Source organism: Ideonella sp., assembly GCF_044358605.1.
GTDB lineage: Bacteria > Pseudomonadota > Gammaproteobacteria > Burkholderiales > Burkholderiaceae_C > Ideonella.
Genome location: NZ_JBIKNQ010000061.1, coordinates 1 through 20,870, shown reverse-complemented (window position 1 = coordinate 20,870; position 20,870 = coordinate 1). Strand labels below are relative to the sequence as shown.

At 62.5% G+C, this 20,870-nt stretch carries 20 protein-coding genes and 1 pseudogene; 11 read left to right on the top strand and 10 right to left on the bottom strand.

The window, feature by feature from the left end; translation table 11 throughout:
• Window positions 1-27 precede the first annotated feature (27 nt).
• Window positions 28-2,073 carry a methionine--tRNA ligase gene (gene metG / locus ACIQ3Q_RS18590; RefSeq protein WP_396270674.1) on the bottom strand — a complete coding sequence of 682 codons (2,046 nt, stop codon included), beginning with the start codon at window positions 2,071-2,073 and terminating at the stop codon, window positions 28-30.
• A gap of 172 nt (window positions 2,074-2,245) precedes the next feature.
• Between metG and ACIQ3Q_RS18585 the strand changes: the two genes are divergently transcribed.
• The 3 genes from ACIQ3Q_RS18585 to ACIQ3Q_RS18575 all read left to right on the top strand — a co-directional run bounded on the left by ACIQ3Q_RS18585 (window position 2,246) and on the right by ACIQ3Q_RS18575 (window position 4,886).
• Complete coding sequence (locus ACIQ3Q_RS18585; RefSeq protein ID WP_396270673.1) at window positions 2,246-3,019, top strand: glycine-rich domain-containing protein; 774 nt, start codon at window positions 2,246-2,248, stop codon at window positions 3,017-3,019.
• Between the two features lie 135 nt (window positions 3,020-3,154).
• On the top strand, window positions 3,155-4,042 hold the full coding sequence (locus ACIQ3Q_RS18580; protein ID WP_396270672.1) for a dienelactone hydrolase family protein: 888 nt from the start codon (window positions 3,155-3,157) through the stop codon (window positions 4,040-4,042).
• 67 nt (window positions 4,043-4,109) lie between these two features.
• Window positions 4,110-4,886: a ZIP family metal transporter gene (locus tag ACIQ3Q_RS18575; RefSeq protein WP_396270671.1), complete on the top strand. Its 777-nt coding sequence runs from the start codon at window positions 4,110-4,112 to the stop codon at window positions 4,884-4,886.
• 39 nt (window positions 4,887-4,925) lie between these two features.
• Here ACIQ3Q_RS18575 and ACIQ3Q_RS18570 read toward each other — a convergent pair whose 3' ends face one another.
• The 4 genes from ACIQ3Q_RS18570 to trpS form a co-directional block, all read right to left on the bottom strand.
• A complete protein-coding gene (locus tag ACIQ3Q_RS18570) occupies window positions 4,926-5,360 on the bottom strand; it encodes a universal stress protein (RefSeq protein WP_396270670.1) in 435 nt (144 codons plus the stop codon).
• Window positions 5,361-5,493: 133 nt separating this feature from the next.
• A complete protein-coding gene (locus ACIQ3Q_RS18565; protein ID WP_396270669.1) occupies window positions 5,494-6,354 on the bottom strand; it encodes a sulfurtransferase in 861 nt (286 codons plus the stop codon).
• A gap of 2 nt (window positions 6,355-6,356) precedes the next feature.
• Window positions 6,357-7,265 carry a DMT family transporter gene (locus ACIQ3Q_RS18560; protein WP_396270668.1) on the bottom strand — a complete coding sequence of 303 codons (909 nt, stop codon included), beginning with the start codon at window positions 7,263-7,265 and terminating at the stop codon, window positions 6,357-6,359.
• Window positions 7,266-7,267: 2 nt separating this feature from the next.
• Complete coding sequence (gene trpS, locus ACIQ3Q_RS18555; protein WP_396270667.1) at window positions 7,268-8,272, bottom strand: tryptophan--tRNA ligase; 1,005 nt, start codon at window positions 8,270-8,272, stop codon at window positions 7,268-7,270.
• Window positions 8,273-8,340: 68 nt separating this feature from the next.
• On the opposite strand from trpS, the gene purN reads away from it, so the two are divergent.
• The 3 genes from purN (at window position 8,341) to ACIQ3Q_RS18540 (ending at window position 11,653) form a co-directional block, all read left to right on the top strand.
• Window positions 8,341-9,021 (top strand): phosphoribosylglycinamide formyltransferase, encoded by a 681-nt coding sequence (gene purN / locus ACIQ3Q_RS18550; protein WP_396270666.1) that lies wholly within the window; start codon window positions 8,341-8,343, stop codon window positions 9,019-9,021.
• Between the two features lie 21 nt (window positions 9,022-9,042).
• On the top strand, window positions 9,043-10,302 hold the full coding sequence (locus ACIQ3Q_RS18545) for an RsmB/NOP family class I SAM-dependent RNA methyltransferase (RefSeq protein WP_396270665.1): 1,260 nt from the start codon (window positions 9,043-9,045) through the stop codon (window positions 10,300-10,302).
• A gap of 127 nt (window positions 10,303-10,429) precedes the next feature.
• Window positions 10,430-11,653, top strand: a complete 1,224-nt coding sequence (locus tag ACIQ3Q_RS18540; RefSeq protein WP_396270664.1) for a fatty acid desaturase — start codon at window positions 10,430-10,432, stop codon at window positions 11,651-11,653.
• Window positions 11,654-12,157: 504 nt separating this feature from the next.
• On the opposite strand, the gene rpmG is transcribed toward ACIQ3Q_RS18540, so the two are convergent.
• The 3 genes from rpmG to trxB form a co-directional block, all read right to left on the bottom strand.
• Window positions 12,158-12,328: a 50S ribosomal protein L33 gene (rpmG, locus tag ACIQ3Q_RS18535; RefSeq protein WP_141286813.1), complete on the bottom strand. Its 171-nt coding sequence runs from the start codon at window positions 12,326-12,328 to the stop codon at window positions 12,158-12,160.
• A 22-nt stretch (window positions 12,329-12,350) separates the two neighbouring features.
• On the bottom strand, window positions 12,351-12,584 hold the full coding sequence (gene rpmB, locus ACIQ3Q_RS18530; protein ID WP_210809026.1) for a 50S ribosomal protein L28: 234 nt from the start codon (window positions 12,582-12,584) through the stop codon (window positions 12,351-12,353).
• Window positions 12,585-12,866: 282 nt separating this feature from the next.
• Window positions 12,867-13,823 (bottom strand): thioredoxin-disulfide reductase, encoded by a 957-nt coding sequence (trxB, locus tag ACIQ3Q_RS18525; RefSeq protein ID WP_396270663.1) that lies wholly within the window; start codon window positions 13,821-13,823, stop codon window positions 12,867-12,869.
• Window positions 13,824-14,017: 194 nt separating this feature from the next.
• Here trxB and ACIQ3Q_RS18520 point away from each other — a divergent pair, with 194 nt between their 5' ends.
• Genes ACIQ3Q_RS18520 through lolA form a run of 3 tightly spaced genes read left to right on the top strand, consistent with a single transcriptional unit; the run spans window position 14,018 to window position 17,706 of the window.
• Window positions 14,018-14,683 carry a Crp/Fnr family transcriptional regulator gene (locus ACIQ3Q_RS18520; protein ID WP_210809022.1) on the top strand — a complete coding sequence of 222 codons (666 nt, stop codon included), beginning with the start codon at window positions 14,018-14,020 and terminating at the stop codon, window positions 14,681-14,683.
• Between the two features lie 58 nt (window positions 14,684-14,741).
• On the top strand, window positions 14,742-17,045 hold the full coding sequence (locus ACIQ3Q_RS18515) for a DNA translocase FtsK (protein WP_396270662.1): 2,304 nt from the start codon (window positions 14,742-14,744) through the stop codon (window positions 17,043-17,045).
• A 37-nt stretch (window positions 17,046-17,082) separates the two neighbouring features.
• Complete coding sequence (gene lolA, locus ACIQ3Q_RS18510) at window positions 17,083-17,706, top strand: outer membrane lipoprotein chaperone LolA (protein WP_396270690.1); 624 nt, start codon at window positions 17,083-17,085, stop codon at window positions 17,704-17,706.
• Between the two features lie 7 nt (window positions 17,707-17,713).
• On the opposite strand, the gene ACIQ3Q_RS18505 is transcribed toward lolA, so the two are convergent.
• Window positions 17,714-18,409, bottom strand: a complete 696-nt coding sequence (locus tag ACIQ3Q_RS18505) for a hypothetical protein (RefSeq protein ID WP_396270661.1) — start codon at window positions 18,407-18,409, stop codon at window positions 17,714-17,716.
• Between the two features lie 10 nt (window positions 18,410-18,419).
• Window positions 18,420-18,950 (bottom strand): chemotaxis protein CheW, encoded by a 531-nt coding sequence (locus ACIQ3Q_RS18500; RefSeq protein ID WP_396270660.1) that lies wholly within the window; start codon window positions 18,948-18,950, stop codon window positions 18,420-18,422.
• Between the two features lie 162 nt (window positions 18,951-19,112).
• Between ACIQ3Q_RS18500 and ACIQ3Q_RS18495 the strand changes: the two genes are divergently transcribed.
• Both ACIQ3Q_RS18495 and ACIQ3Q_RS18490 read left to right on the top strand, forming a co-directional pair.
• On the top strand, window positions 19,113-20,474 hold the full coding sequence (locus tag ACIQ3Q_RS18495) for a replication-associated recombination protein A (protein WP_396270659.1): 1,362 nt from the start codon (window positions 19,113-19,115) through the stop codon (window positions 20,472-20,474).
• Window positions 20,475-20,566: 92 nt separating this feature from the next.
• Window positions 20,567-20,870: pseudogene (locus tag ACIQ3Q_RS18490) on the top strand (branched-chain amino acid ABC transporter permease); the annotation flags it as partial.

The following is a 20,870-nucleotide window of genomic DNA, read 5'->3' as shown; positions in this document are numbered from 1 at the left end:
ATTGTGGGCTTCCGACCTGACGCAGGCTTAACGCACCCGCATTCCCGGCTGCGCCCCCGGGAAGGGCTCCAGCACAAAGATGCCGGGGTTGGCCTTTTCGTCGGCGTGGCTGGCGGCCAGCACCATGCCTTCGCTGATGCCGAACTTCATCTTGCGCGGGGCCAAGTTGGCCACCATCACGGTCAGCTTGCCTTCGAGGTCTTCGGGCTTATAAGCGCTCTTGATGCCGCTGAAGACATTGCGGGTGCGGCCTTCACCCACGTCCAGGGTCAGACGCAGCAGCTTGTCAGAGCCCTCCACGTGCTCGGCCTTGACGATCTTGGCGATGCGCAAGTCCACCTTGGTGAAGTCGTCGATCTTGATCTCAGGCGCCAACTCTTCCCCGCCTGGAATGACTTTGGGTGGCGCTGGGGGCTCCAGCAGAGCGTCCAGCAGCTTCACATCCACGCGCTGCATCAGGTGCTGATAGGCGCCGATGGTGTGGGCACCCAGGGCGCGCTCGGCGTCGGCAAACATCAAGGGCTCGACCTTCAAGAAGCCTTCTACGGCGCCGGCCAAGGCGGGCAGCACGGGCTTCAGGTAGATGGTCAGCAGCCGGAAGGCTTCAATGCAGGTGCTGCAGACATCATGCAGGGCAGCACGGTTGTCTTCCGACTTGGCCAAGTCCCAGGGCTTGTGAGCGTCCACATACGCGTTGACCTTGTCAGCCAGCGCCATCACCTCGCGCAGGGACTTGCCGAACTCGCGCTCCTCATACAACTGCTCGACGGTGGCGCGGTGGGCGCGCAGGGTGTCTAGCAGGCTGCGGCCTTCCACGCCCAGGTCACCGCTCAGTCGGCTCTCAAAGCGCTTCGCCAAGAAGCCTGCGGCGCGGCTGGCGATGTTGATGTATTTGCCCACCAAGTCACTGTTGACGCGGGCAACAAAGTCTTCGGGGTTGAAGTCGATGTCCTCGACCCGCGCGTTGAGCTTGGCGGCAATGTAGTAGCGCAGCCACTCCGGGTGCAGGCCCAGCTCCAGGTACTTGAGCGGGCTGATGCCCGTGCCGCGGCTCTTGCTCATCTTCTCGCCGCCATTGACGGTGATGAAGCCGTGCACATTCACTTTGTCTGGCGTCTTGCGGCCGCTGAAATGCAGCATGGCGGGCCAGAACAGGGTGTGGAAGTAGGTGATGTCCTTGCCGATGAAGTGCACCTGCTCCACAGCCGGGTCGGCAAAGAAGGCGTCGTAGTCGCGGCCGGTCTTGGCGAAGTAGTTTTTCAGCGAGGCCAGGTAGCCGATGGGCGCATCCAGCCAGACATAGAAATACTTGCCCGGGGCGTCCGGGATCTCGATGCCGAAGTAGGGCGCGTCGCGCGAGATGTCCCAGTCGCCCAGGCCGCCGTTGCCTTCTTCGTCCTTGGTGAACCACTCTTTGATCTTGTTCAGCACCTCGGGCTGCAAGCGCCCCGGCGTTTGGGTCCAGCCCTCCAAGAATTCCAAGCAGCGCGGGTCCGAGAGCTTGAAGAAGTAGTGGTCGGAGGTCTTGAGCACCGGTGTCGCGCCGGAGAGGGCGGAGTAGGGCTTCTTCAAGTCGGTGGGGGCATAGACCGCGCCACAAACGTCGCAGTTGTCGCCATATTGGTCCTGCGCCCCGCACTTGGGGCACTCGCCCTTGATGAAGCGGTCGGGCAGGAACATGCCCTTCTCGGGGTCGAAGAACTGCTCAATGGTCTTGACACTGATCAGCTCGTTCTTGCGCAGCGCCCGATAAATGTCTTGCGCCAACGCATGGTTCTCTGGCCCGTCGGTCGAGTGCCAGTTGTCAAAGGCGATGTGAAAACCGTTCAGATACTGGGCGCGGCCAGCCGCTACCTCACCCACAAAGGCCTGCGGCGTCTTGCCGGCCTTCTCTGCAGCAATCATGATCGGCGCGCCATGGGCGTCGTCCGCGCAGACAAAGTGCACCTCGTGCCCCTTCATGCGCTGCTGCCGCACCCAGATGTCCGCCTGGATGTACTCCATCATGTGCCCGAGGTGAAATGGCGCGTTGGCATAGGGCAGGGCGGTGGTGACGAAGAGCTTGCGGGTCATGGGGCGCGGGCCGTGAGGCTGGGCTGGGCAAAAGGGGGATTCTAAAAGCCTGGCCGTCCAAGCCTGGCAGGCGCGTGTGCGGCGCCATCCGCCACAATGGGCCAAGGCTCGTTCAGGGTCAAGAGGCGGTCTTTCGGGCTCGCTGCACTGTAGTTCATGGTTGCCACTTGAGATGCACATCCTTTTCCTTGCCTTGACGGCAGTCGTGGTCGTGGTCGTGGTCGTGGTCGTGGTCGTGGTCGTGGGCTTGCTGCTGGCGCTGGTGTTTCTGCGCCGCTACCGCAGGCTGCAGCGCGAGGCCTTCATTCGTCACTTCGAGTTACCCAAGGGCTTGTTTGAGAAGCTCAGGGCCAAGCACGCCAGCTTGAGCACCAAGGATTGCCAATTGGTGGCTCATGGTTTGCGCCAATTCTTTCTGGCGCACTTGCTCAGCGGGCGGCGTTTTGTCTCCATGCCCAGCGAGGTGGTGGATGACCTGTGGCACGAGTTCATCCTGCACACCCGCAACTATGAGGTGTTTTGCCGCCAAGCCTTTGGTGCCTTCTTGCACCACACCCCAGCCGTGGTGTTGGCCGGCGGGCAGCGCCAACAGAACGAGGGTTTGCGGCGGTGTTGGTGGTATGCCTGCAAGGACGAGAACATCAACCCGCGCGAGCCAACCCGGCTGCCGCTGCTGTTTGCCTTGGACGCCAAGCTGAACATTCCTGGAGGTTTTCGGTATATGCCCGACTGCCAGGGCGTGCGGCGCACCGATGCTGGCGGAAGTACGGTTGCGTCCACGTACTGCGGAGGCGAGTTTGCGAGCTCGTCCTACGACGGCAGCACCGCGGGCTTTGGGGACGGCGCGTCTGACGGCGGCGCTGGTCATGGGTCTTCGTCCAGCGATGGGGGCAGTGCTGATGGCGGTGGCTGCGGCGGCGGCGGGTGTGGTGGGGGCGGTGATTGAGGGGGGCAGCGGCCTCCGTTTGGGCCGACTCACAACAGCTTTACAAGAGGCCGTTGGGTGGCCGCCAGCACGAATAGCGGGACTCGTGGAGAATCTGCCCACCCCCCTTGAACTCAACATCTCAGGAGATCACCCATGCAGGAGTCCAGTTTGATGAAAGACGGCGCAGCGTTGTTGGCCGGCCAAGACCTTTCGCGACGCGGCTTTGTCGCTGGGGCAGTGGGCTCTGGGTTTGCCCTGGCGGTGCAACCCATCCAGGCTCAAACGGTGGTCAAAACCTCGCATGAGGGCCTGGAGGTCGGTGAGGTCAGCATCCCTGTAGGTGACTTCAAGATGCCTGCATACCGGGCGCAGCCCAAAGGTAAGGCGAACGCGCCGGTGGTCTTGGTGATCAGCGAGATTTTTGGCGTGCACGAGCACATTGCCGATGTCGCACGCCGCTTTGCCCATGCAGGTTATTGCGCGATCGCCCCTGAGTTGTTTGTGCGCCAGGGCGATGCCAGCGGCTATGCCGAGATCGCCAAGCTGATGAGCGAGGTGATTGCCAAAGTGCCCGACGCTCAGGTGATGGCCGATCTAGACGCCACCGTGGCGTGGGCTAAAGCGCAGGGGGCCGACTCCTCCAAGCTGGCCATCACCGGCTTTTGCTGGGGTGGGCGCATCACCTGGTTGTACAGCGCTCACAACCCCGGCGTGAAGGCGGGTGTGGCTTGGTATGGCCGCTTGGTGGGGGCAGCCTCGGCCCTGCAGCCGCGCCACCCGGTGGACGTGGCCGCTGACCTGAAGGCACCCGTGCTGGGGCTCTATGGCGAAAAAGACACCGGCATCCCGCTTGACACGGTTGATAAGATGAAATCTGCGCTGGTGGCGGGCTCTGCAGCAGCCAAGCGCAGCGAGTTTGTGGTGTACCCGGACGCGCCGCATGCCTTCCATGCCGATTACCGCCCCAGCTTCCGGGCCGAGGCGGCGCAAGACGGCTGGAAGCGCTGTGTCGCTTGGTTCAAGGCCAATGGAGTGGCCTGAGCTCAAGGTGGCCCATGCAGCCCGCGCCCTTTCGGGGGCGCGGTTTTGTTTTGTCTAAGCGATTTTCATGACCCTGTTCTACATTGTCTTGGCCACCTTGCTGGGGGGCTTGCTGTCCGTGGTGGTGGCGGCGTCGCTCACGGTGCATGTGTTGGGCCGGGTGGTCAAGCACTTGGTGAGTCTGTCAGCAGGTGTGCTGCTGGCCACATCTCTGCTGCATGTGCTGCCGGAGGCGTTTGAGAGCAAGGTGGATCCGCACAACTTGTTTGCTGCTCTATTGGGAGGCTTGCTGTTCTTCTTTTTGCTGGAAAAGGCGGAGTTGTACCGACATGCCCATCATCACGAGGGAGATGGCCACGACCACCATCACCACTTCGATCAAGATCAAGCAGGCCGGGGTGGCTACAGCGTGTTGGTCGGCGACAGCATTCACAATTTCTGCGATGGCGTCATCATCGCGGCGGCTTTTTTGGCCAGTCCCGAGTTAGGGGTCACCACGGCGCTGGCCGTCATCTTGCATGAGATCCCGCAGGAAGTCGGCGACACCATCGTGCTGATTAACGCGGGCTTCAGCCGACGCAAAGCCTTGCTCTACAACGCCTTGTCTGGCTTAGCGGCCGTGGTCGGTGGCGTGGTGGGCTACTTTGTGGTGGGCGCGATGCAGGAGGTCTTTCCCTACCTCTTGGTGGTGGCCGCCAGCAGCTTCATCTATGTGGCCGTGGCGGATCTGATCCCTCAGATGCAGCGCCGCTTGCCGTGGCGCGACATGGCCCAGCAAGTGGTCTGGATTGCCGTAGGCCTGAGTGTTGTCATCCTCGCCAAGGGCTTGATGCACAGTCACTGAGGATGAGACGCTGCGGTGGGCTCACCGCAGCTACGCCACTTACTTGATCACGAGCACCGGGATGCTGCAGTGGGTCAAGACCTTCTGGGTTTCGCTGCCCAGCAGCAAGGCACTGACACCGCGCCGGCCATGCGAGGCCATGACGATCAGGTCACATTGGTGCGTCTTGGCCTGCTCGACGATGGCCTCCCAAGGGTGAGAAGCTTCGACGGTGTAGGCCGCACAAGCCAAACCGGCCGCTTCAGCAGTCTTCACCACTTCCTTCACGCGAGCCGAGGCAATGCGCTCTTGGGCGTCAAAGAACTCCTGCGGCGGCACGGGCTGCATCTCGGAGATGGCGCTGTAGGGGAAGGGCTCTTTGACGCTGATGGTGGTCAGCGTGGCACCCAGGGGGCGTGCCAAATCAATGGCCGCTTGAACCGCCTTGGCGGTGATCTCAGAGCCGTCTGTGGGGACAAGAATGTGGCGAACCATGGGGTGCTCCTTTCGGGTCAAAGGCCGTCAGTGCGGCCGGTGACCCAGTGTGCTGCAAGCAGGGCGTCAGGTCTTGATCAGGGTCAAGCCAGCGCGTGCCTTGGCGCGCCCATGGCCAACCGCTTGAGCAAGATCAACCCTTGGCCACAGGGCGGCCCGGGTCGGCCGACCACTCGCTCCAAGACCCCGGGTAGAGACGGGTGATGCCAAAGCCCGCCACCGCCATGGCCAGCACGTTATGGCAGGCGGTGACGCCCGAGCCGCACTGGTGCACGAGGCGCTCTGGCGGCACGCCCATGTGCTCAAACTGGGCGCGCAAAACCTGGGCGGGCAAGAAGCAACCGTCTCCGCCCAGGTTGTCTTTGAAAAAGCGATTCAAGGCCCCAGGGATGTGTCCGGCCTGGCTGTCCATGGGCTCCACATCACCGCGGAAGCGTTCGGGCGCACGGGCGTCCAGCACTTGCCAGCGATGCAGCTCGCGCTGCAAAGTGGCCGCGTCCAGCGTGGGCACGGTTTGCCCCAAAGGATATGGCGCGCTGGCGGCCTGTGGCACGGTGCTGGCACCGCTGTTCAGCGTAAACCCAGCTGAGCGCCAGGCGGGTACACCGCCGTCCAGCACCTGCACACGGCTGTGGCCTAGCCAATGAAGCATCCACCAAGCGCGGGCGGCATACATGCCGCCTTGGTTGTCCATCACCACCACGTCGCGCGCTGGCGTCAGGCCCCATTGCGCCACACGCTGGGCAAAGGCTTCGCGGCTGGGCAAAGGGTGGCGCCCGCCCTCGCGGGGGCCAAGCGCAGACTTGGGCGCGCTGAGGTCTAGGTCCAGATGTGCATAGATCGCGCCGGGTACGTGGCCGGCCTCGAACTGCCTGAGGCCGGCGGCAGGGTCCATCAGGTCGCAGCTGCAGTCCAGCAGCAGGGGCGCGGGCTGGCTTTGCAGGCGCACTTGCAGGTCGGTGGCGGAGATCAGGGGGGGAAGGGCGTCAGTCATGGTCAGGCTTCCAAGGTGGAGTCTTTGGCGCAGTCTTTGGCATGGGGACTGGCTTGCTGGCGCAGCAGAGTGGCCGCAATGCCTGCGGCCACGATCAGCACCACGCCGATCAGGCTCAGAGCGTTGATCTTGTCATCAAACAGCAGCGCGCCGTAGACAAACGAAAAGGCGATGCCCATGTACTGCAGGCTGGCATTGCTGAGCGTGCGGCCAATGGCATAGGCCCGCGTCATCAAGATCTGCGCCGTGGTGGCCAGCAGCCCCGTGGCCAACAGCAAGCCTGCCCCCGCCCAGGTGTGGGCATGCAGCCCGCCCGCCAAGGCCAAGACCAGCCCAACCGACAGACTGCCCAGCGAGAAATAGAACACCACCCGGTATTCGGGCTCACCGGCCCGGCCCAAAGCCGTGACCTGCAAATAGGCCAGGGCCGAGAGCATGCCCGAGAACAAGCCGGCCAGTGCCCCTTTGAACTGTTGGGGCTCCAGCGTGGGTTGCAGCACCAAGGCCACGCCCGCAAAGCCCACCAACACGGTCAAGACCAAGCGGCCATCCACCTTGGCGGCGCCAAGCATGATGGCGCCGCCGATCAGGAACAAAGCCATCCAGATGGACGACATGTAATTCAGCGTGATGGCGGTGGGCAGGGGCAGGGTGCCGATCGCATAAAACCACAGGCTCAGCGCGGCCACGCCCGAGATGCTGCGCCACAAGTGCATGGCGGGCACGGGGGTTCGCAGCTCGCCGCCACGCCAGCGGGTCAGGCACCAGATGAAGATCAGACCCACCATGCCGCGATAAAACACGATCTCGCCGGTGCTGTAGTGGGCCGAGGCCAGCTTGACGCACACGCCCATGCTGGCGAACAAAAAGGATGCGCCCAGCATCAGCCACGGTGCGCTGAGACGGTTCATCATCAGCCGTAGCTCAGGCCCATGACTTCACGCACCTCTTTGAGGGTTTGCCGGGCCACGGTGCGGGCGCGCTCGCAGCCCAGCTCCACCATCCAGTGCACTTGGCGGGGGTTGTCCAGCACGGCTTGGGCGCGCTCGCGCCAGGGCGCTTGCTCGCGCACGATGGCCTCGATCAAGGGTTGCTTGCAATCCAGGCAGCCGATGCCCGCCGTGCGGCAACCCTGCGCCAGCGCCTGGCGCTCGTCCTCTGCGGTGTAAAGCTGGTGCAAAGGCCAGACCGGGCAGCGGCTCGGCTCACCCGCGTCGGTGCGATGCACACGTTGTGGGTCGGTGGGCATGCGGCGGACTTTGTCGCGCACGGCCTCAGGCTCGTCGCGCATGGCAATGCTGTTGCCCAGGCTCTTGCTCATTTTTTGGCCGTCCAGGCCGGGCAGGCGGGCGGTGTCGGTCAGCAGCAATTGAGGCTCGACCAGCGGGGCGCTGCGGCCATCTTGCCCATAGAGATGGTTGAAGCGACGGGCGACTTCGCGCGTCAGCTCGACATGAGGGGCTTGGTCCTCGCCCACCGGCACCCAGCCGGCGCGGTACACCAAGATATCAGCGGCCTGTAGCAAGGGATAGCCCAAGAAGCCATAGCTGGTGGACTCTGCATCTTGCCCTTGCGACAGCCGGTCTTTGTAGGCTGGCGTGCGCTCCAACCAAGACAGGGGCGTGCTCATGGCCAGCAGGGTGAACAGCTCGGCATGCTCTGGCAGACGGCTTTGAATGAACAGCGTGGCTTTGTCGGGGTCCACTCCCGCAGCCAGCCAGTCCACCACCATGTCGTACACATGGTGCTCTAGGTGCGCGGCCCGGTTGTCGGCCGTGGTCAGGGCATGCCAGTCGGCCACCACAAAAAAGCAGTCGTACTGGTGCTGCAACTGAACCCAGTTCTTGAGGGCACCGTGGTAGTGGCCCAGATGCAGCGCACCCGTGGGGCGCATGCCGGAGAGAACGCGTTCGCGCATAAGCGGAGGTCGTGGGGCTTTGAAGCGCTGAATTCTCCCATGCGCAGCCCGCCTGAGTGAGCGCAAGCGTGGCCCCCTTACACTGGCGGCCCTTCAGCCACTCCTCTGACCCAGCCGTGAACAAGCGCATCGTCATCCTCATCTCTGGTCGTGGCAGCAATATGCAGGCCATCGTCGAGCGCTGCGCGCAAGAAGCCTGGGCCGCCGAGGTGGTGGCGGTGGTCAGCAACAAAGCTGAAGCCAGCGGCTTGGCCTGGGCGGCCGAGCGCGGTATCGCCACGGCGGCCATCGACCACAAAGCCTTTGGCAGCCGAGAGGGCTTTGATCAGGCCTTGGCCCAAGAGATTGACCGCCATGCGCCGGATGTGGTGGTCTTGGCGGGATTCATGCGCATCTTGACGGCCGGGTTTGTGCAGCACTACCAAGGTCGCCTGCTCAACATCCATCCCTCTTTGTTGCCTGCCTTTCCGGGCCTGCATACGCACCGCAAAGCCATTGAGACGGGCTGCGTGGTGGCAGGGGCCACGGTGCACTTTGTGACGGCCGACCTGGACCATGGCCCCATCGTCGCCCAAGTGGTGGTGCCGGTGCTGCACGGCGACGATGAAGACAGCTTGGCCGCCCGCGTGTTGGTGGGGGAGCACCGCATCTACCCCAGGGCGGTGCGTTGGTTCTTGGAAGGCCGCTTGCAGGTGGACGGTTGCCGCGTGCATCAATTGGATGGTGAAGCCCAAAGCCTGATGTTGTGAGAGACCGGGGATAATCCCCCCATGCATCCCAACGCCCTGCTGGATATGGCCACCGAACTGGTGCGCCAAGTCCTCCGTCTCGACGCCCCGGCCGACACCATCGTTTCCGGTTTTCTTCGCCAACATCGCCAACTGGGCCCGCGTGAGCGCCATGCCCTGGCTGAAACTGCCTACACCCTGCTGCGCCAGCGCCTGGTGTTGGCCCATCTGGCCCAAAGTGGCAGCGGTGCGCTTGAGCGCCGCCTGGCCATCTTGGCCTGGCAAGGCACCGACAGCTTCATGCGCCGAGCCCTTGGCCCCAATGAGCAGCAGTGGCTGGAACAGGTCAATGCCATCGACCGCTCTGGCCTGCCCGAAAAGCTGCGCCACAACCTGCCAGACTGGCTGGCCCAAGCGCTGCGCAATGAAGTGGGCGAAGATTTTTGGCCCCTGGTGGCGGCCATGGACAACACCGCGGGCCTGGATCTGCGGGTCAACACGCTCAAAGCCAAGCGTGAAGACATTCAAGCCGAGTTGGCTGAAGCCGGCATTCAAGCCGAGCTGACCCCTTATTCGCCCTGGGGCCTGCGCATTGCCGGAAAGCCGGCCCTGCAAAAGCTGCCGCTCTTCATTCGCGGTGATGTGGAAGTGCAAGATGAAGGCAGCCAGTTGCTGGCCGCTTTGCTCGCACCCAAGCGCAGCGAAATGGTGGTGGACTTCTGCGCTGGCGCCGGCGGCAAGACGCTGGCGCTGGGCGCTCTGATGCGCAACACCGGGCGCCTCTATGCATTCGATGTCTCCGGCTATCGCCTGGAGGGCATGAAGCCGCGCTTGGCGCGCAGTGGCTTGTCCAATGTCTATCCCGCCCAGATCGCCCATGAGCGCGACGAGCGCATCAAGCGTTTGAGCGGCAAGATCGACCGTGTGCTGGTGGATGCGCCCTGCTCGGGCTTGGGCACGCTGCGTCGCAACCCGGACCTCAAATGGCGCCAGTCGCCCAAGGCACTGGAGGAGTTGCAGGCTAAGCAAACCGCCATCCTGGCCAGCGCGGCCAGGTTGGTGAAGCCGGGCGGGCGCTTGGTTTACGCCACCTGCAGCTTGCTGAGCCGCGAGAACGAAGCCATCGCCCAGGCCTTCAGCGAGGCCAACCCAGGGTTTGAATTCTTGCCTGCGGCCGCCGCTCTCACGTCTGCCCAAGTGCAAGGCGCCGACGCCCTGGACAGCCAAGGCTACTTGCGGCTGTGGCCGCATCGCCATTCCACCGACGGCTTCTTCGCTGCCGCTTGGCAGCGCAAAGACTGAGCGCCTTTGAGCTTCCGCAAGCTTTGCAGAAGCCTGACATAGGTCGGGCTTTTGCGGGGCTCAATATGCAGGAAGCCCCCCCTACAATTCATCATCGGCTTGGGCGTTCCAGGCGCGGGGTTGTTTCATGATTGATTTCCAAGCTGTGATCGATGCCTTGGTCAACTGGGGTGCCAACGGTGTCTTGAACGCCAGTGGCTGGACCGTGCTGGCCGTGACACTGGTGATGACTCACCTGACCATCTGTTCGGTCACCATCTTCTTACATCGCGCCCAGGCTCACCGTGCGGTAGACCTGCATGCGATCCCCTCGCATTTCTTCAGGTTTTGGCTGTGGCTGACCACCGGCATGGTGACCAAGGAGTTTGTGGCCGTTCACCGCAAGCACCACGCCAAGTGTGAAACGCCGGAAGACCCGCACAGCCCGCAAACCCGTGGTTTGAAGGCGCTGCTGCTGACGGGCGTGGAGTTGTATCGCGCTGAATCCAAGATCCCAGAAACCCTGGCCAAGTATGGTCATAACACGCCCAATGATTGGATCGAGCGCAATCTCTACACGCGCTTTTCCTGGCAAGGTGTGGCCTTGATGATGATCATCAACCTGACCCTGTTCGGTGCCATCGGCTTGACTGTTTGGGCGGTGCAAATGGCCTGGATCCCTGTGATGGCCACCGGCATCATCAATGGCATTGGTCACTACTACGGCTATCGCAACTTTGAAGCGCCGGATGCGTCCACCAATGTGTCGCCCTGGGGCATCTTGATTGGTGGCGAAGAGCTGCACAACAACCATCACACCTACCCGACATCCGCCAAGTTTTCGGTCAAGCCTTTTGAGTTCGACATTGGCTGGATGTACATCCGCAGCATGGAGATGGTGGGCTTGGCCAAGGCGCGCAAGACACCACCGCAGTTGATTTTGGGTGAGCTGAAGGCCGTGGCCGACGCCCGCACGCTGGAGGCCATCATCGCCAACCGCTACGAGGTGATGGCCAACTACGCGACGGAGTTGCGCCGCGCTTGCGCTGGTGAGGTGGCGCGTTTGAAAGCGCAGGGCAGCACGGCTGGCAAGGCCTGGAGTGACTTGCGCGTGGCTGAGCGTTGGCTGCACCGTGATGCAGAGAAGATCCCGGCCAATGTGCGTGCTGCTCTGGAAAACGCCATGGCCCAATCGCCGTCTTTGCAAAAGTTGGTCACCATGCGTGAAGAGCTGCGTCAGCTCTGGACGCGCACCAATGTCTCCGCCGAGCAGCTCGTCGCTGATTTGCAAGACTGGTGCCGGCGCGCTGAGGACAGCGGCATCGCCGCGCTGCGCGAGTTCTCGCTGCAGTTGCGTGCGGCGCGGGCTTGAGGGGCTTGCCCTCGCTCTGGTGCTTTGCGTGATTGTGGCGAGGAACACTCCTAAGGTTTGAGCGAGAGCGGAAGGCTGTCGGGGCATGATTCCGCTCATGTCCTCCGCCCAAACTCTTCGACTTTGGGCTCCCCCTTTACTTCGCTACATCACACCCCAACATCCTTCCGCTCAGCGGTAGGTTGATGACTTTCTATTGAGGCGCGGCACTATTCCGGTGGTTCGGCGCAGGGCAAAGTTGTAAGGGTGATAGACGCAGGAGTGCGGCGGGCTCGCCATAGCGAGGTAAAGGGGGAGGCCGGTGCCGTCAGGCGCCGGACGGAGGACACGAGCGGTGGCGAGTCTGTCGTGCTCCTGTGTTCGCAGCATCCGTCCCAGTTCGGTGGCACTTGATCAAGTACGGTCCCGCCAACAAGGCGACTCAAGGCTCGAAGCGCTATTCCACGTGAGTCAGAAAGCAAAAAGCCCGCTGTGAGGCGGGCTTTTTGATGAGGAAGCGCTGAATTACTTCAGCTTGATTTCCTTGTAGAGCACGTGCTTACGTGCCTTGGGGTCGAACTTCATGAATTCCAGCTTTTGGGGCGTGGTCTTCTTGTTCTTGTTCGTGGTGTAGAAGTGACCGGTGCCCGCAGTGGACTCCAGCTTGATCTTCTCGCGGCCGCCTTTGGATGCCATGGTGTCGCTCCTGTATCAGTGATTAGGCTTGACCGCGAGCACGCAGGTCGGCCAGGACGGCGTCGATGCCCTTCTTGTCGATCAGACGCAAGGCTGCGTTGCTGATGCGCAGACGAACCCAACGGTTCTCGCTCTCGACCCAGAAACGACGATATTGCAGGTTCGGGAGGAACCGACGCTTGGTTTTGTTGTTGGCGTGGGAAACATTGTTCCCGACCATGGGCTTCTTGCCCGTGACTGCGCAGACGCGTGCCATGAGGACACTCCGATACTTGTCTACAGCCAAGCACTTGACTGGTTTTAGAGCATTGAGCTCACCTGTCAGCCACTTGGCCTCACCTCGCCAAAAGGGTGGCGGTAACCCTATCTTGCTTGAAATGTCGAGGACCTGAAAACCGCTTAGCGAACCGCTAAACAGGCCTAAGCCCTGATTGCCTGCACAAGAAAACCCGCGATTATAGCCACCTTTTGGGCGGCCTGCCAGCGCATGGGGTCTAGTCGGGCCAGAGCCGGGTGAAACCGGCTCTCAGCCTTGGGTTTAATGAGCGCCTTGTTCGAGGAAGCGCTGGGCGTCCAGAGCCGCCATGCAGCCCGTGCCTGCCGAAGTGATGGCCTGGCGGTAGATGTGGTCCTGCACATCGCCCGCAGCAAACACGCCGGGCACGCTCGTCATGGTGGCGAAGCCGTTTTGGCCGCTCCGGGTGATCAGGTAGCCGTCCTTCAATTCCAGGTGGCCTTCAAAGATCTGCGTGTTGGGAGAATGGCCGATGGCAATGAAGCAGCCCTTCAGCGTCAGGTCCTTGGTGCTGTCTCCCGTGGTGCTGCGCAGACGAACGCCGGTCACGCCGCTTTGATCGCCCAGGACTTCGTCCAGGGTCTGGTGCAGGTGCAACTCGATCTTGCCCGAAGCCACTTTGTCCATCAGCTTGTCGATCATGATGGCTTCGGCGCGGAATTTGTCACGACGGTGCACCAAATGCACCTTGTTGGCAATGTTGGAGAGGTAAAGCGCCTCTTCAACGGCCGTATTGCCGCCGCCTACGACGCAAACCTCTTCGCCCCGATAGAAAAAACCGTCGCAGGTGGCGCAGGCGCTCACGCCGCGGCCTGCGAAGGCCTGTTCAGAGGGTAAACCAAGGTACTTGGCCGAGGCGCCGGTGGCGATGATCAGGCTGTCGCAGGTGTATTCACCACTATCACCCTTTAACTTGAACGGCCGCGTGCCGAAATCCACAGTGTTGATGTGATCGAACACGATCTGGGTCTGAAACCGCTCGGCATGTTGTTGGAATCGCTGCATCAGCTCAGGGCCTTGCACGCCCATCACGTCAGCCGGCCAGTTGTCGACTTCTGTGGTGGTCATGAGTTGTCCGCCCTGGGCCATGCCAGTGACCAGCAGGGGCTTGAGGTTGGCGCGCGCCGCATAGATGGCGGCAGAGTAGCCCGCCGGGCCGGAGCCAAGAATCAGAACCTGAGCGTGTGTCGTGGTCGTCATGGGATTGAGAGTTATGCGCGTCGGCGTGAGCAAGTAGCAGTTGGGTACCGCTTACTGCACCAAACTGACTCGCTGGGTGGTGATACGGAGTGGGGAAGGGCTCAAGCTGAGCCACAATCCCTCTGTATTCTAAAGATTGGGTAGCCGCGTTGCTGGCGGCTGTTTGGGAAACGAGCTCTTTGAGGGGGTCATTGATGTCGATGCTGTCCAACCTGGACCTGATTCGCCGGGTACCGCTGTTCTCGATGCTGACCAACGATCAAGCCCGCGCGGTGGCTGATGGTGTGGTTAAGCGTCGCTATCGTCGTGGCGAACTGGTGGTGGAACAAGGCAAGAAGAGCAATGCGCTGTTCATTTTGCTCAACGGGCGTGCCCGTGTGCTGACGGCTGACTCCCGTGGCCGCGAAGTGATTTTGGCAGTGCTGGAAGCGGGTGACTATGTCGGTGAGATGAGTCTCATTGACAATCAGTCCCACTCTGCCACGGTGCGCTGCGAGGTGCAATGTGACATGCTGATTCTGGGTCGCCAAGAATTTGCGCGTTGCTTGCCTGAGAATTCCAGCCTGTCTTACGCGATCATGCGGGGCTTGGTGACGCGCTTGCGCAGTGCCGACCGGCAGATTGAATCGCTGGCTCTGCTGGATGTGTATGGCCGGGTGGCGCGGGCGCTGCTCGACATGTCTGAAGAGGTCGATGGCGACCAAGTGGTGCGCAGCAAAGTTTCGCGCCAAGACATGGCCAAGATCGTCGGCGCCTCGCGCGAGATGGTCAGCCGTGTGATGAAAGATCTGGAAGAGCGCGGCGTCATCGAAACGCTGGAAAATGGCTCTGTGCTGTTGAAGAACCGCCTGCCTGAGTGATGAGGCTCCCCCGCCCGGGGCGCGCAGATCACTCTGCGGCAGGCCCAGGGAGGATTGAATGCGCATAGATACGGCTGCGGCGCGCCGCCGCAGTGAAGCCGGGCCCGGCCCCTCGACTGGGGCGTTGCGGGCCCGTTTCCGTTTGCTGGTCTGGGGTGTGTTCGGCTTGGCCTTTGCGCTGGCTCTGGCCAGTCGGCATCCGCACGACCCCGGCTTTTCCACCTCTGGCACCGGTGAGCCGCTGCGCAATTGGATGGGGGGCACAGGGGCATGGTTGGCTGATGCGGCTTTGGTCGCCGTCGGCTTTTCGGCTTGGTGGTTGGTGGTGGCGGGCTTGCGGCTATGGCTGGCCGCCTTGGCTGATGCCGTTCGCGACCCAAGCTTGCCCTTGCTGAATCGCCCGCCGCGCTGGCGCCGGTGGGTGGGCTTTGCCCTGCTGATCGTGGCCAGCTCGGCCCTGGAATGGACGCGGCTTTACGGCCTGGAGGCCAAGCTACCTGGGCATGCTGGGGGAGCGCTGGGCTTTACCTTGGGGCCGCTGTCTATGCAGTGGCTGGGCTTTACCGGCTCCGGCGTATTCTGGATTGCGCTCTTGGCCACCGCCTTGCCCATGGCCTTGGGCTTCTCATGGGCCACCGTGGCCGACGCCTTGGGGGGCTGGGTGCTGGGCGTGCGTGAGAAGCGTATTGAGCTGCGCGAAAAGGCCGAGGACGTGCGCATGGGCGAGGTTGCGCTGCGCGAGCGGGAAGTCGAGGTCGAAGAGGAGCGGGTCGAACACATTGAGCACGCGCCCATCGTCATCGAGCCCCCCGTCAAGGCGGTGCCGGAGTCCAAGCGCGTCATTCGTGAACGCCAAGCGCCGCTCTTCAATGAGCTGATCAACACCAAGCTGCCGCAAGTTGATCTGCTGGACAAAGCACCGCCCCATGTCGAGACCGTCACGCCTGAGTCACTGGAGATGACCAGCCGCTTGATCGAGAAAAAGCTGTCCGACTTTGGCGTCAGCGTGCGTGTGGTGGCAGCCCAGCCAGGCCCTGTGATCACCCGCTACGAGATCGAGCCCGCCACTGGCGTGAAGGGCTCGCAGATCGTCAACCTGGCCAAAGACCTGGCGCGCTCTTTGTCCCTGGTTTCTATCCGCGTGGTCGAGACGATTCCGGGCAAAAACCTGATGGCCTTGGAGTTGCCCAACGCCAAGCGCCAGACCATCCGCTTGTCAGAGGTGCTGGGCTCAGAGATCTACAACAAGGCGCCGTCCTTGCTGACCATGGGCTTGGGCAAAGACATCGTGGGCCTGCCCGTGGTGGCCGACTTGGCCAAGATGCCGCACTGCTTGGTGGCGGGTACCACCGGTTCGGGCAAGTCGGTGGGCATCAACGGCATGATCCTGAGCCTGCTCTACAAGGCCGAAGCGCGTGATGTGCGCCTGATTCTGATCGACCCCAAGATGCTTGAAATGAGCGTCTACGAGGGCATCCCGCACCTGCTGTGCCCGGTGGTCACCGACATGAAGCAGGCCGGCAACGCGCTGAACTGGGCGGTCGGTGAAATGGAGCGCCGCTACAAGCTGATGAGCAAGCACGGCGTGCGTAACCTGGCGGGCTTCAACAAGAAGATTGACGATGCCACCGCCCGGGGTGAGTTGGTGCCCAACCCCTTCAGCCTGACGCCTGAGGCACCTGAGCCGCTGGAGCGTCTGCCCTTCATCGTCATCGTCATCGACGAATTGGCCGACCTGATGATGGTGGTAGGCAAGCGCATTGAAGAGCTGATTGCTCGCTTGGCCCAGAAGGCCCGCGCCGCCGGCATCCACTTGATCCTGGCCACCCAGCGCCCCAGCGTGGACGTGATCACCGGCCTGATCAAAGCCAATATCCCCACGCGCCTGAGCTTTCAAGTCAGCAGCAAGATCGACAGCCGCACCATCCTCGACCAGATGGGCGCCGAAGCGCTGCTGGGCATGGGCGACATGCTCTACATGCCTTCGGGCACAGGCCTGCCCGTTCGTGTGCATGGGGCTTTTGTGTCCGACGAAGAAGTCCACCGCGTGGTCGAGCAGCTCAAGTCTCAGGGGGAGCCAAATTACATCGAGGGCATTCTCGAAGGCGGCACCTTGGACGGCGAGGGCGGTGAAGGCGGCGCTGAAGGCGGCGGGGATGCTGAAAGCGACCCTATGTACGACCAGGCCGTGGCCATCGTGCTGCAGCATCGCAAAGCGTCTATCTCGCTGGTACAACGACATTTACGCATCGGATACAACCGAGCCGCCCGTTTGCTGGAACAAATGGAGCAATCTGGGCTCATATCCTCTATGTCCACTAACGGCAGCCGAGAGATCTTGCTGCCCAAGCGTGAAGAATGACAACGATGAGCCGCTTGGCTTGCTGAACGAGATCACTGTGCAAACACTCAAAACCTGGGCGCTGCGTGCGGCGCTGGTGGCTGTGGCCCTGCCGGGCATGGCCCAAGCCGACTCTCTGGATCAACTGCGGGGCTTTGTCCGAGACACCAAATTTGGCCGAGCGGACTTCACCCAAACGGTGACCGCTCCCGATGGCATCAAGAAGAAGGTCTCCACCGGAACCTTCGAGTTTTCACGACCCAACCGCTTTCGCTTCGTCTACCAAAAGCCTTATGCCCAGACCATCGTCGGCGACGGTCAGAAGGTGTGGTTCTATGACGTCGACCTGGCTCAGGTGACCGTGCGCAAGATGGGTGACGCCTTGGGTGCGACCCCGGCAGCCGTGCTGGCGGGCCAGGGCATCGAGAAAGACTTCGACTTGAAGGCCGAACCTGACCGGGATGGCCTGCAGTGGGTGCTGGCCACGCCCAAGCAGTCAGAGGGGCAATTGCAATGGCTGAGGGTGGGCTTCAAAGGCACGACCCTGGCTGCCCTGGAGATTGCCGACAGCTTTGGTCAGCGCTCGATGCTGAAATTCAATGCGATCGCTTCGCAAACGCCACCGGCGCCTGAGACCTTCAAGTTCACCGTCCCCGCAGGTGTGGATGTGACGGAGCCTTGAGGGTCCCTTAGAAAGCCCAGCGCAGCCCCAGCGTGACAGCCTTGCTGCGTTCGCCACCGGTTTGCACACCATAGCTGGTGTCGATGTAGAACTTCTCGGGCTGCACGGCCCAGCGCAAGCCCACCTGAACCCAGGGCGAGGCATCACGGTCATTGCCGAAGGTCTCCGCCGTCAAGTCCAGGTCGTCCCGCACATGGTGCTCGATACCCCCAGACCACGTGGTCGTGCTTTGCTTGTCGCTGGCGGAGTGGCTCCAACCCAGGTTCAGGTGCAGGCTGACCTTCTCATGCACCGGCCAGCTCATCACGCTGTTCAGTGCGGTGCCCTCATGCTTCAGGCCTCCACGGGCGGAGTCCGCACTGAGTGCCCAGGCCAAGGCGAACGTGGGTGCAGTGTCTTCGGCCTTCGGGTTCAGTGCGGTCTTGCCTAGTAGGGTCACACTCCGCACGTTCTCGCTGTCAGCGCTGGCCCGTGCCACCGCCACTGCAACTTGGCTTTGGCCACCCACGCCGCAGCCGACTTGAAGCGACAGCACGCGCTCTGTTGGCCCGCCCGCGGGGCGGTTGGCACCAACAAAGCTTTCCAGCTCGCAGTCACTGGCTTCTAAGACCCCCGCGTCCTCAGTGGCCATGGGGCGCCCCGCCATGGCGGCTGAGCAAGTCAGGGCAGACGCAGCAGCCCACAGCAGAGGTCTCAGGGTCATGGCAGCTGTCTCAGTGAATCAAAGTGTCGGTGTCCATCAGGCCCATGTCGGCGGCTGTCATCATTTGCTCGATGTCCATCAAGATCAGCATACGCTCATCATCGCCGTGTTTGATGGTGCCCAGGCCCGTGATGTAGGTGGCGTCGATGGCGCCGTTGAATTCCGGTGCGGGCTTGATGTGGCCGGGGGGCAATTCCAGCACATCGGACACCGAGTCCACCACCATGCCCACCGTGCGGTGCGCAATGTTCAAGATGATGACGACGGTGAAGCTGTCGTACTTGACGTCGGGCAGGCCAAAGCGCAAGCGCATGTCGACGATGGGTACGATCACGCCACGCAAGTTCACCACGCCCTTGATGAAGTGAGGGGCATTGGCAATGCGGGTCGGCGGCTCATAGCCCCGAATTTCCTGCACCTTCAAGATGTCGATGCCGTACTCCTCGGCCCCCAGCTTGAAGGACAAGTACTCACGCGGTGCACCGGCAAGGGTGGCGGCATTCGGGGCTGCGGGTTTCAGGCTTGAGGCTTGAGCGCTCATGGTCGGGGGCTCCTAAGGCAAGGTAGAAGAGCGAATCAGTCGATGCCCGGAGTGTGGCGAAGCTTGAGCCTGTGCAAGGCTCAATAAGCGGCTCGCGCACTCGTCAATTTGTGGGACTGTGGCGCTGCACTCCCCTCCCTCAGAGGACTGCGACAATGCCGCATGACCCGGCAAGACGCGCTTTTCGACCCCGAACCCGCCCCGCAGCCGCAGGCCGATGGGTTTGCGCCGGTTTCGGCAGATGCCCCGCTGGCTGAGCGTCTGCGCCCAGCCCATCTGGATGATGTCATCGGCCAATCTCATTTGCTGGGGCCGGGCAAACCGCTGCGGGTGGCCTTTGAGCGTGGTCGGGTGCATTCCATGATCCTCTGGGGCCCGCCCGGCGTGGGCAAGACCACCTTGGCGCGCTTGGTGGCGGGGGCCGTCGAGGCCCGCTTCATCGTGCTGTCGGCGGTGCTGGCGGGGGTCAAAGACATCCGCGATGCCGTGGTTCAAGCCGAACTCGCGCGGCAGGCGGGCCACCGCACCGTGGTGTTTGTGGATGAAGTCCATCGCTTCAACAAAGCCCAGCAAGATGCGTTTCTGCCGCATGTCGAGTCAGGCCTATTCACCTTCATCGGCGCCACCACCGAGAACCCTTCTTTTGAAGTGAACTCGGCCTTGCTCTCACGGGCGACGGTGCATGTGCTCAAGGCCCTGCAGCCGCCAGAACAAGAGCAGTTGCTGCAAAGAGCGGCTGAATTGTTGGCCGCACCGCCCCTCAGCGCGGCCGCTGCCGAACGCCTGATTGGCTATGCAGATGGCGATGCCCGCCGCTTGCTCAATGCCTATGAAAACCTGGTGGCCCAGGCCGGTGCGGTCACCGAGCTGGATGAGGAGGCCTTGGAGCGCTCGCTGGGCGAGCAACTGCGCCGCTACGACAAGGGCGGCGACCACTTCTACGACAGCATCTCGGCCCTGCACAAATCCGTGCGCGGCTCCGACCCCGATGCGGCGCTCTACTGGTTTGCCCGCATGCTCGATGGCGGCGCCGACCCGCGCTATATGGCGCGTCGGCTGATCCGCATGGCCAACGAAGACATCGGCAACGCCGACCCACGCGCTCTGAGGCTGGCGCTGGACGCGGCCGAAACCTACGAACGCCTGGGCAGCCCTGAAGGCGAGCTGGCCCTGGCCCAGGCCGTGGTCTACCTGGCCGTGGCGCCCAAGTCCAATGCCGTTTATGTGGCCTGGAAAGCCGTGCAACGCGTGGTGCGCGAGGGCGGCAGCCAGCCCGTGCCCATGCACCTGCGCAACGCGCCCACCAAGCTGATGAAGGGCCTGGGCTACGGCCAAGCCTACCGCTACGCCCATGATGAGCCCGGTGCCTTTGCGGCCGGCGTCAACTACTTCCCTGAGGGGATGGGCGAGCCGCGCTTCTACGAGCCCGTGCCGCGCGGCCTAGAGTTGCGCATCGGTGACAAGCTGGCCGAGTTGCGCCGCCTGAATGCCGAAGCCAGGGCCAACGACCCAGATCAAGCCTAACCCCAGGTACTTTCCGGGGGGAAAACACCGTGACAGCGGTGCGGGGCCTCGTCCCTACAATGCGCCGCGACTTCAGATCAGGAGATTTTCAGATGGACATATTCGTACAACAGATCATCAACGGCCTGGTGCTGGGGAGCATGTATGCCTTGGTGGCGTTGGGCTACACGATGGTGTACGGCATCATCAGCCTGATCAACTTTGCGCACGGCGAGGTGCTGATGGTCGGCGCCATGGTGTCTTGGACGGTGGTGACGGCGCTGGCCGGCACGGGCTGGCCGGGCTGGGTGCTGCTGCTGATCTCGGCGTTTGCGGCCATCATTGTTTGCTCGCTGCTGAACTTCACCATTGAGAAGGTGGCCTACAGGCCGCTGCGCAACGCGCCGCGCCTGGCCC

Excerpts from the sequence above, each read along its gene's own strand:
- metG (WP_396270674.1), bottom strand. The coding sequence starts at position 2,073 with ATGACCCGCAAGCTCTTCGTCACCACCGCCCTGCCCTATGCCAACGCG.
- ACIQ3Q_RS18585 (WP_396270673.1), top strand. The coding sequence starts at position 2,246 with ATGCACATCCTTTTCCTTGCCTTGACGGCAGTCGTGGTCGTGGTCGTG.
- ACIQ3Q_RS18580 (WP_396270672.1), top strand. The coding sequence starts at position 3,155 with ATGCAGGAGTCCAGTTTGATGAAAGACGGCGCAGCGTTGTTGGCCGGC.
- ACIQ3Q_RS18575 (WP_396270671.1), top strand. The coding sequence starts at position 4,110 with ATGACCCTGTTCTACATTGTCTTGGCCACCTTGCTGGGGGGCTTGCTG.
- ACIQ3Q_RS18570 (WP_396270670.1), bottom strand. The coding sequence starts at position 5,360 with ATGGTTCGCCACATTCTTGTCCCCACAGACGGCTCTGAGATCACCGCC.
- ACIQ3Q_RS18565 (WP_396270669.1), bottom strand. The coding sequence starts at position 6,354 with ATGACTGACGCCCTTCCCCCCCTGATCTCCGCCACCGACCTGCAAGTG.
- ACIQ3Q_RS18560 (WP_396270668.1), bottom strand. The coding sequence starts at position 7,265 with ATGAACCGTCTCAGCGCACCGTGGCTGATGCTGGGCGCATCCTTTTTG.
- trpS (WP_396270667.1), bottom strand. The coding sequence starts at position 8,272 with ATGCGCGAACGCGTTCTCTCCGGCATGCGCCCCACGGGTGCGCTGCAT.
- ACIQ3Q_RS18545 (WP_396270665.1), top strand. The coding sequence starts at position 9,043 with ATGCATCCCAACGCCCTGCTGGATATGGCCACCGAACTGGTGCGCCAA.
- ACIQ3Q_RS18540 (WP_396270664.1), top strand. The coding sequence starts at position 10,430 with ATGATTGATTTCCAAGCTGTGATCGATGCCTTGGTCAACTGGGGTGCC.
- rpmG (WP_141286813.1), bottom strand. The coding sequence starts at position 12,328 with ATGGCATCCAAAGGCGGCCGCGAGAAGATCAAGCTGGAGTCCACTGCG.
- rpmB (WP_210809026.1), bottom strand. The coding sequence starts at position 12,584 with ATGGCACGCGTCTGCGCAGTCACGGGCAAGAAGCCCATGGTCGGGAAC.
- trxB (WP_396270663.1), bottom strand. The coding sequence starts at position 13,823 with ATGACGACCACGACACACGCTCAGGTTCTGATTCTTGGCTCCGGCCCG.
- ACIQ3Q_RS18520 (WP_210809022.1), top strand. The coding sequence starts at position 14,018 with ATGTCGATGCTGTCCAACCTGGACCTGATTCGCCGGGTACCGCTGTTC.
- ACIQ3Q_RS18515 (WP_396270662.1), top strand. The coding sequence starts at position 14,742 with ATGCGCATAGATACGGCTGCGGCGCGCCGCCGCAGTGAAGCCGGGCCC.
- ACIQ3Q_RS18505 (WP_396270661.1), bottom strand. The coding sequence starts at position 18,409 with ATGACCCTGAGACCTCTGCTGTGGGCTGCTGCGTCTGCCCTGACTTGC.
- ACIQ3Q_RS18500 (WP_396270660.1), bottom strand. The coding sequence starts at position 18,950 with ATGAGCGCTCAAGCCTCAAGCCTGAAACCCGCAGCCCCGAATGCCGCC.
- ACIQ3Q_RS18495 (WP_396270659.1), top strand. The coding sequence starts at position 19,113 with ATGACCCGGCAAGACGCGCTTTTCGACCCCGAACCCGCCCCGCAGCCG.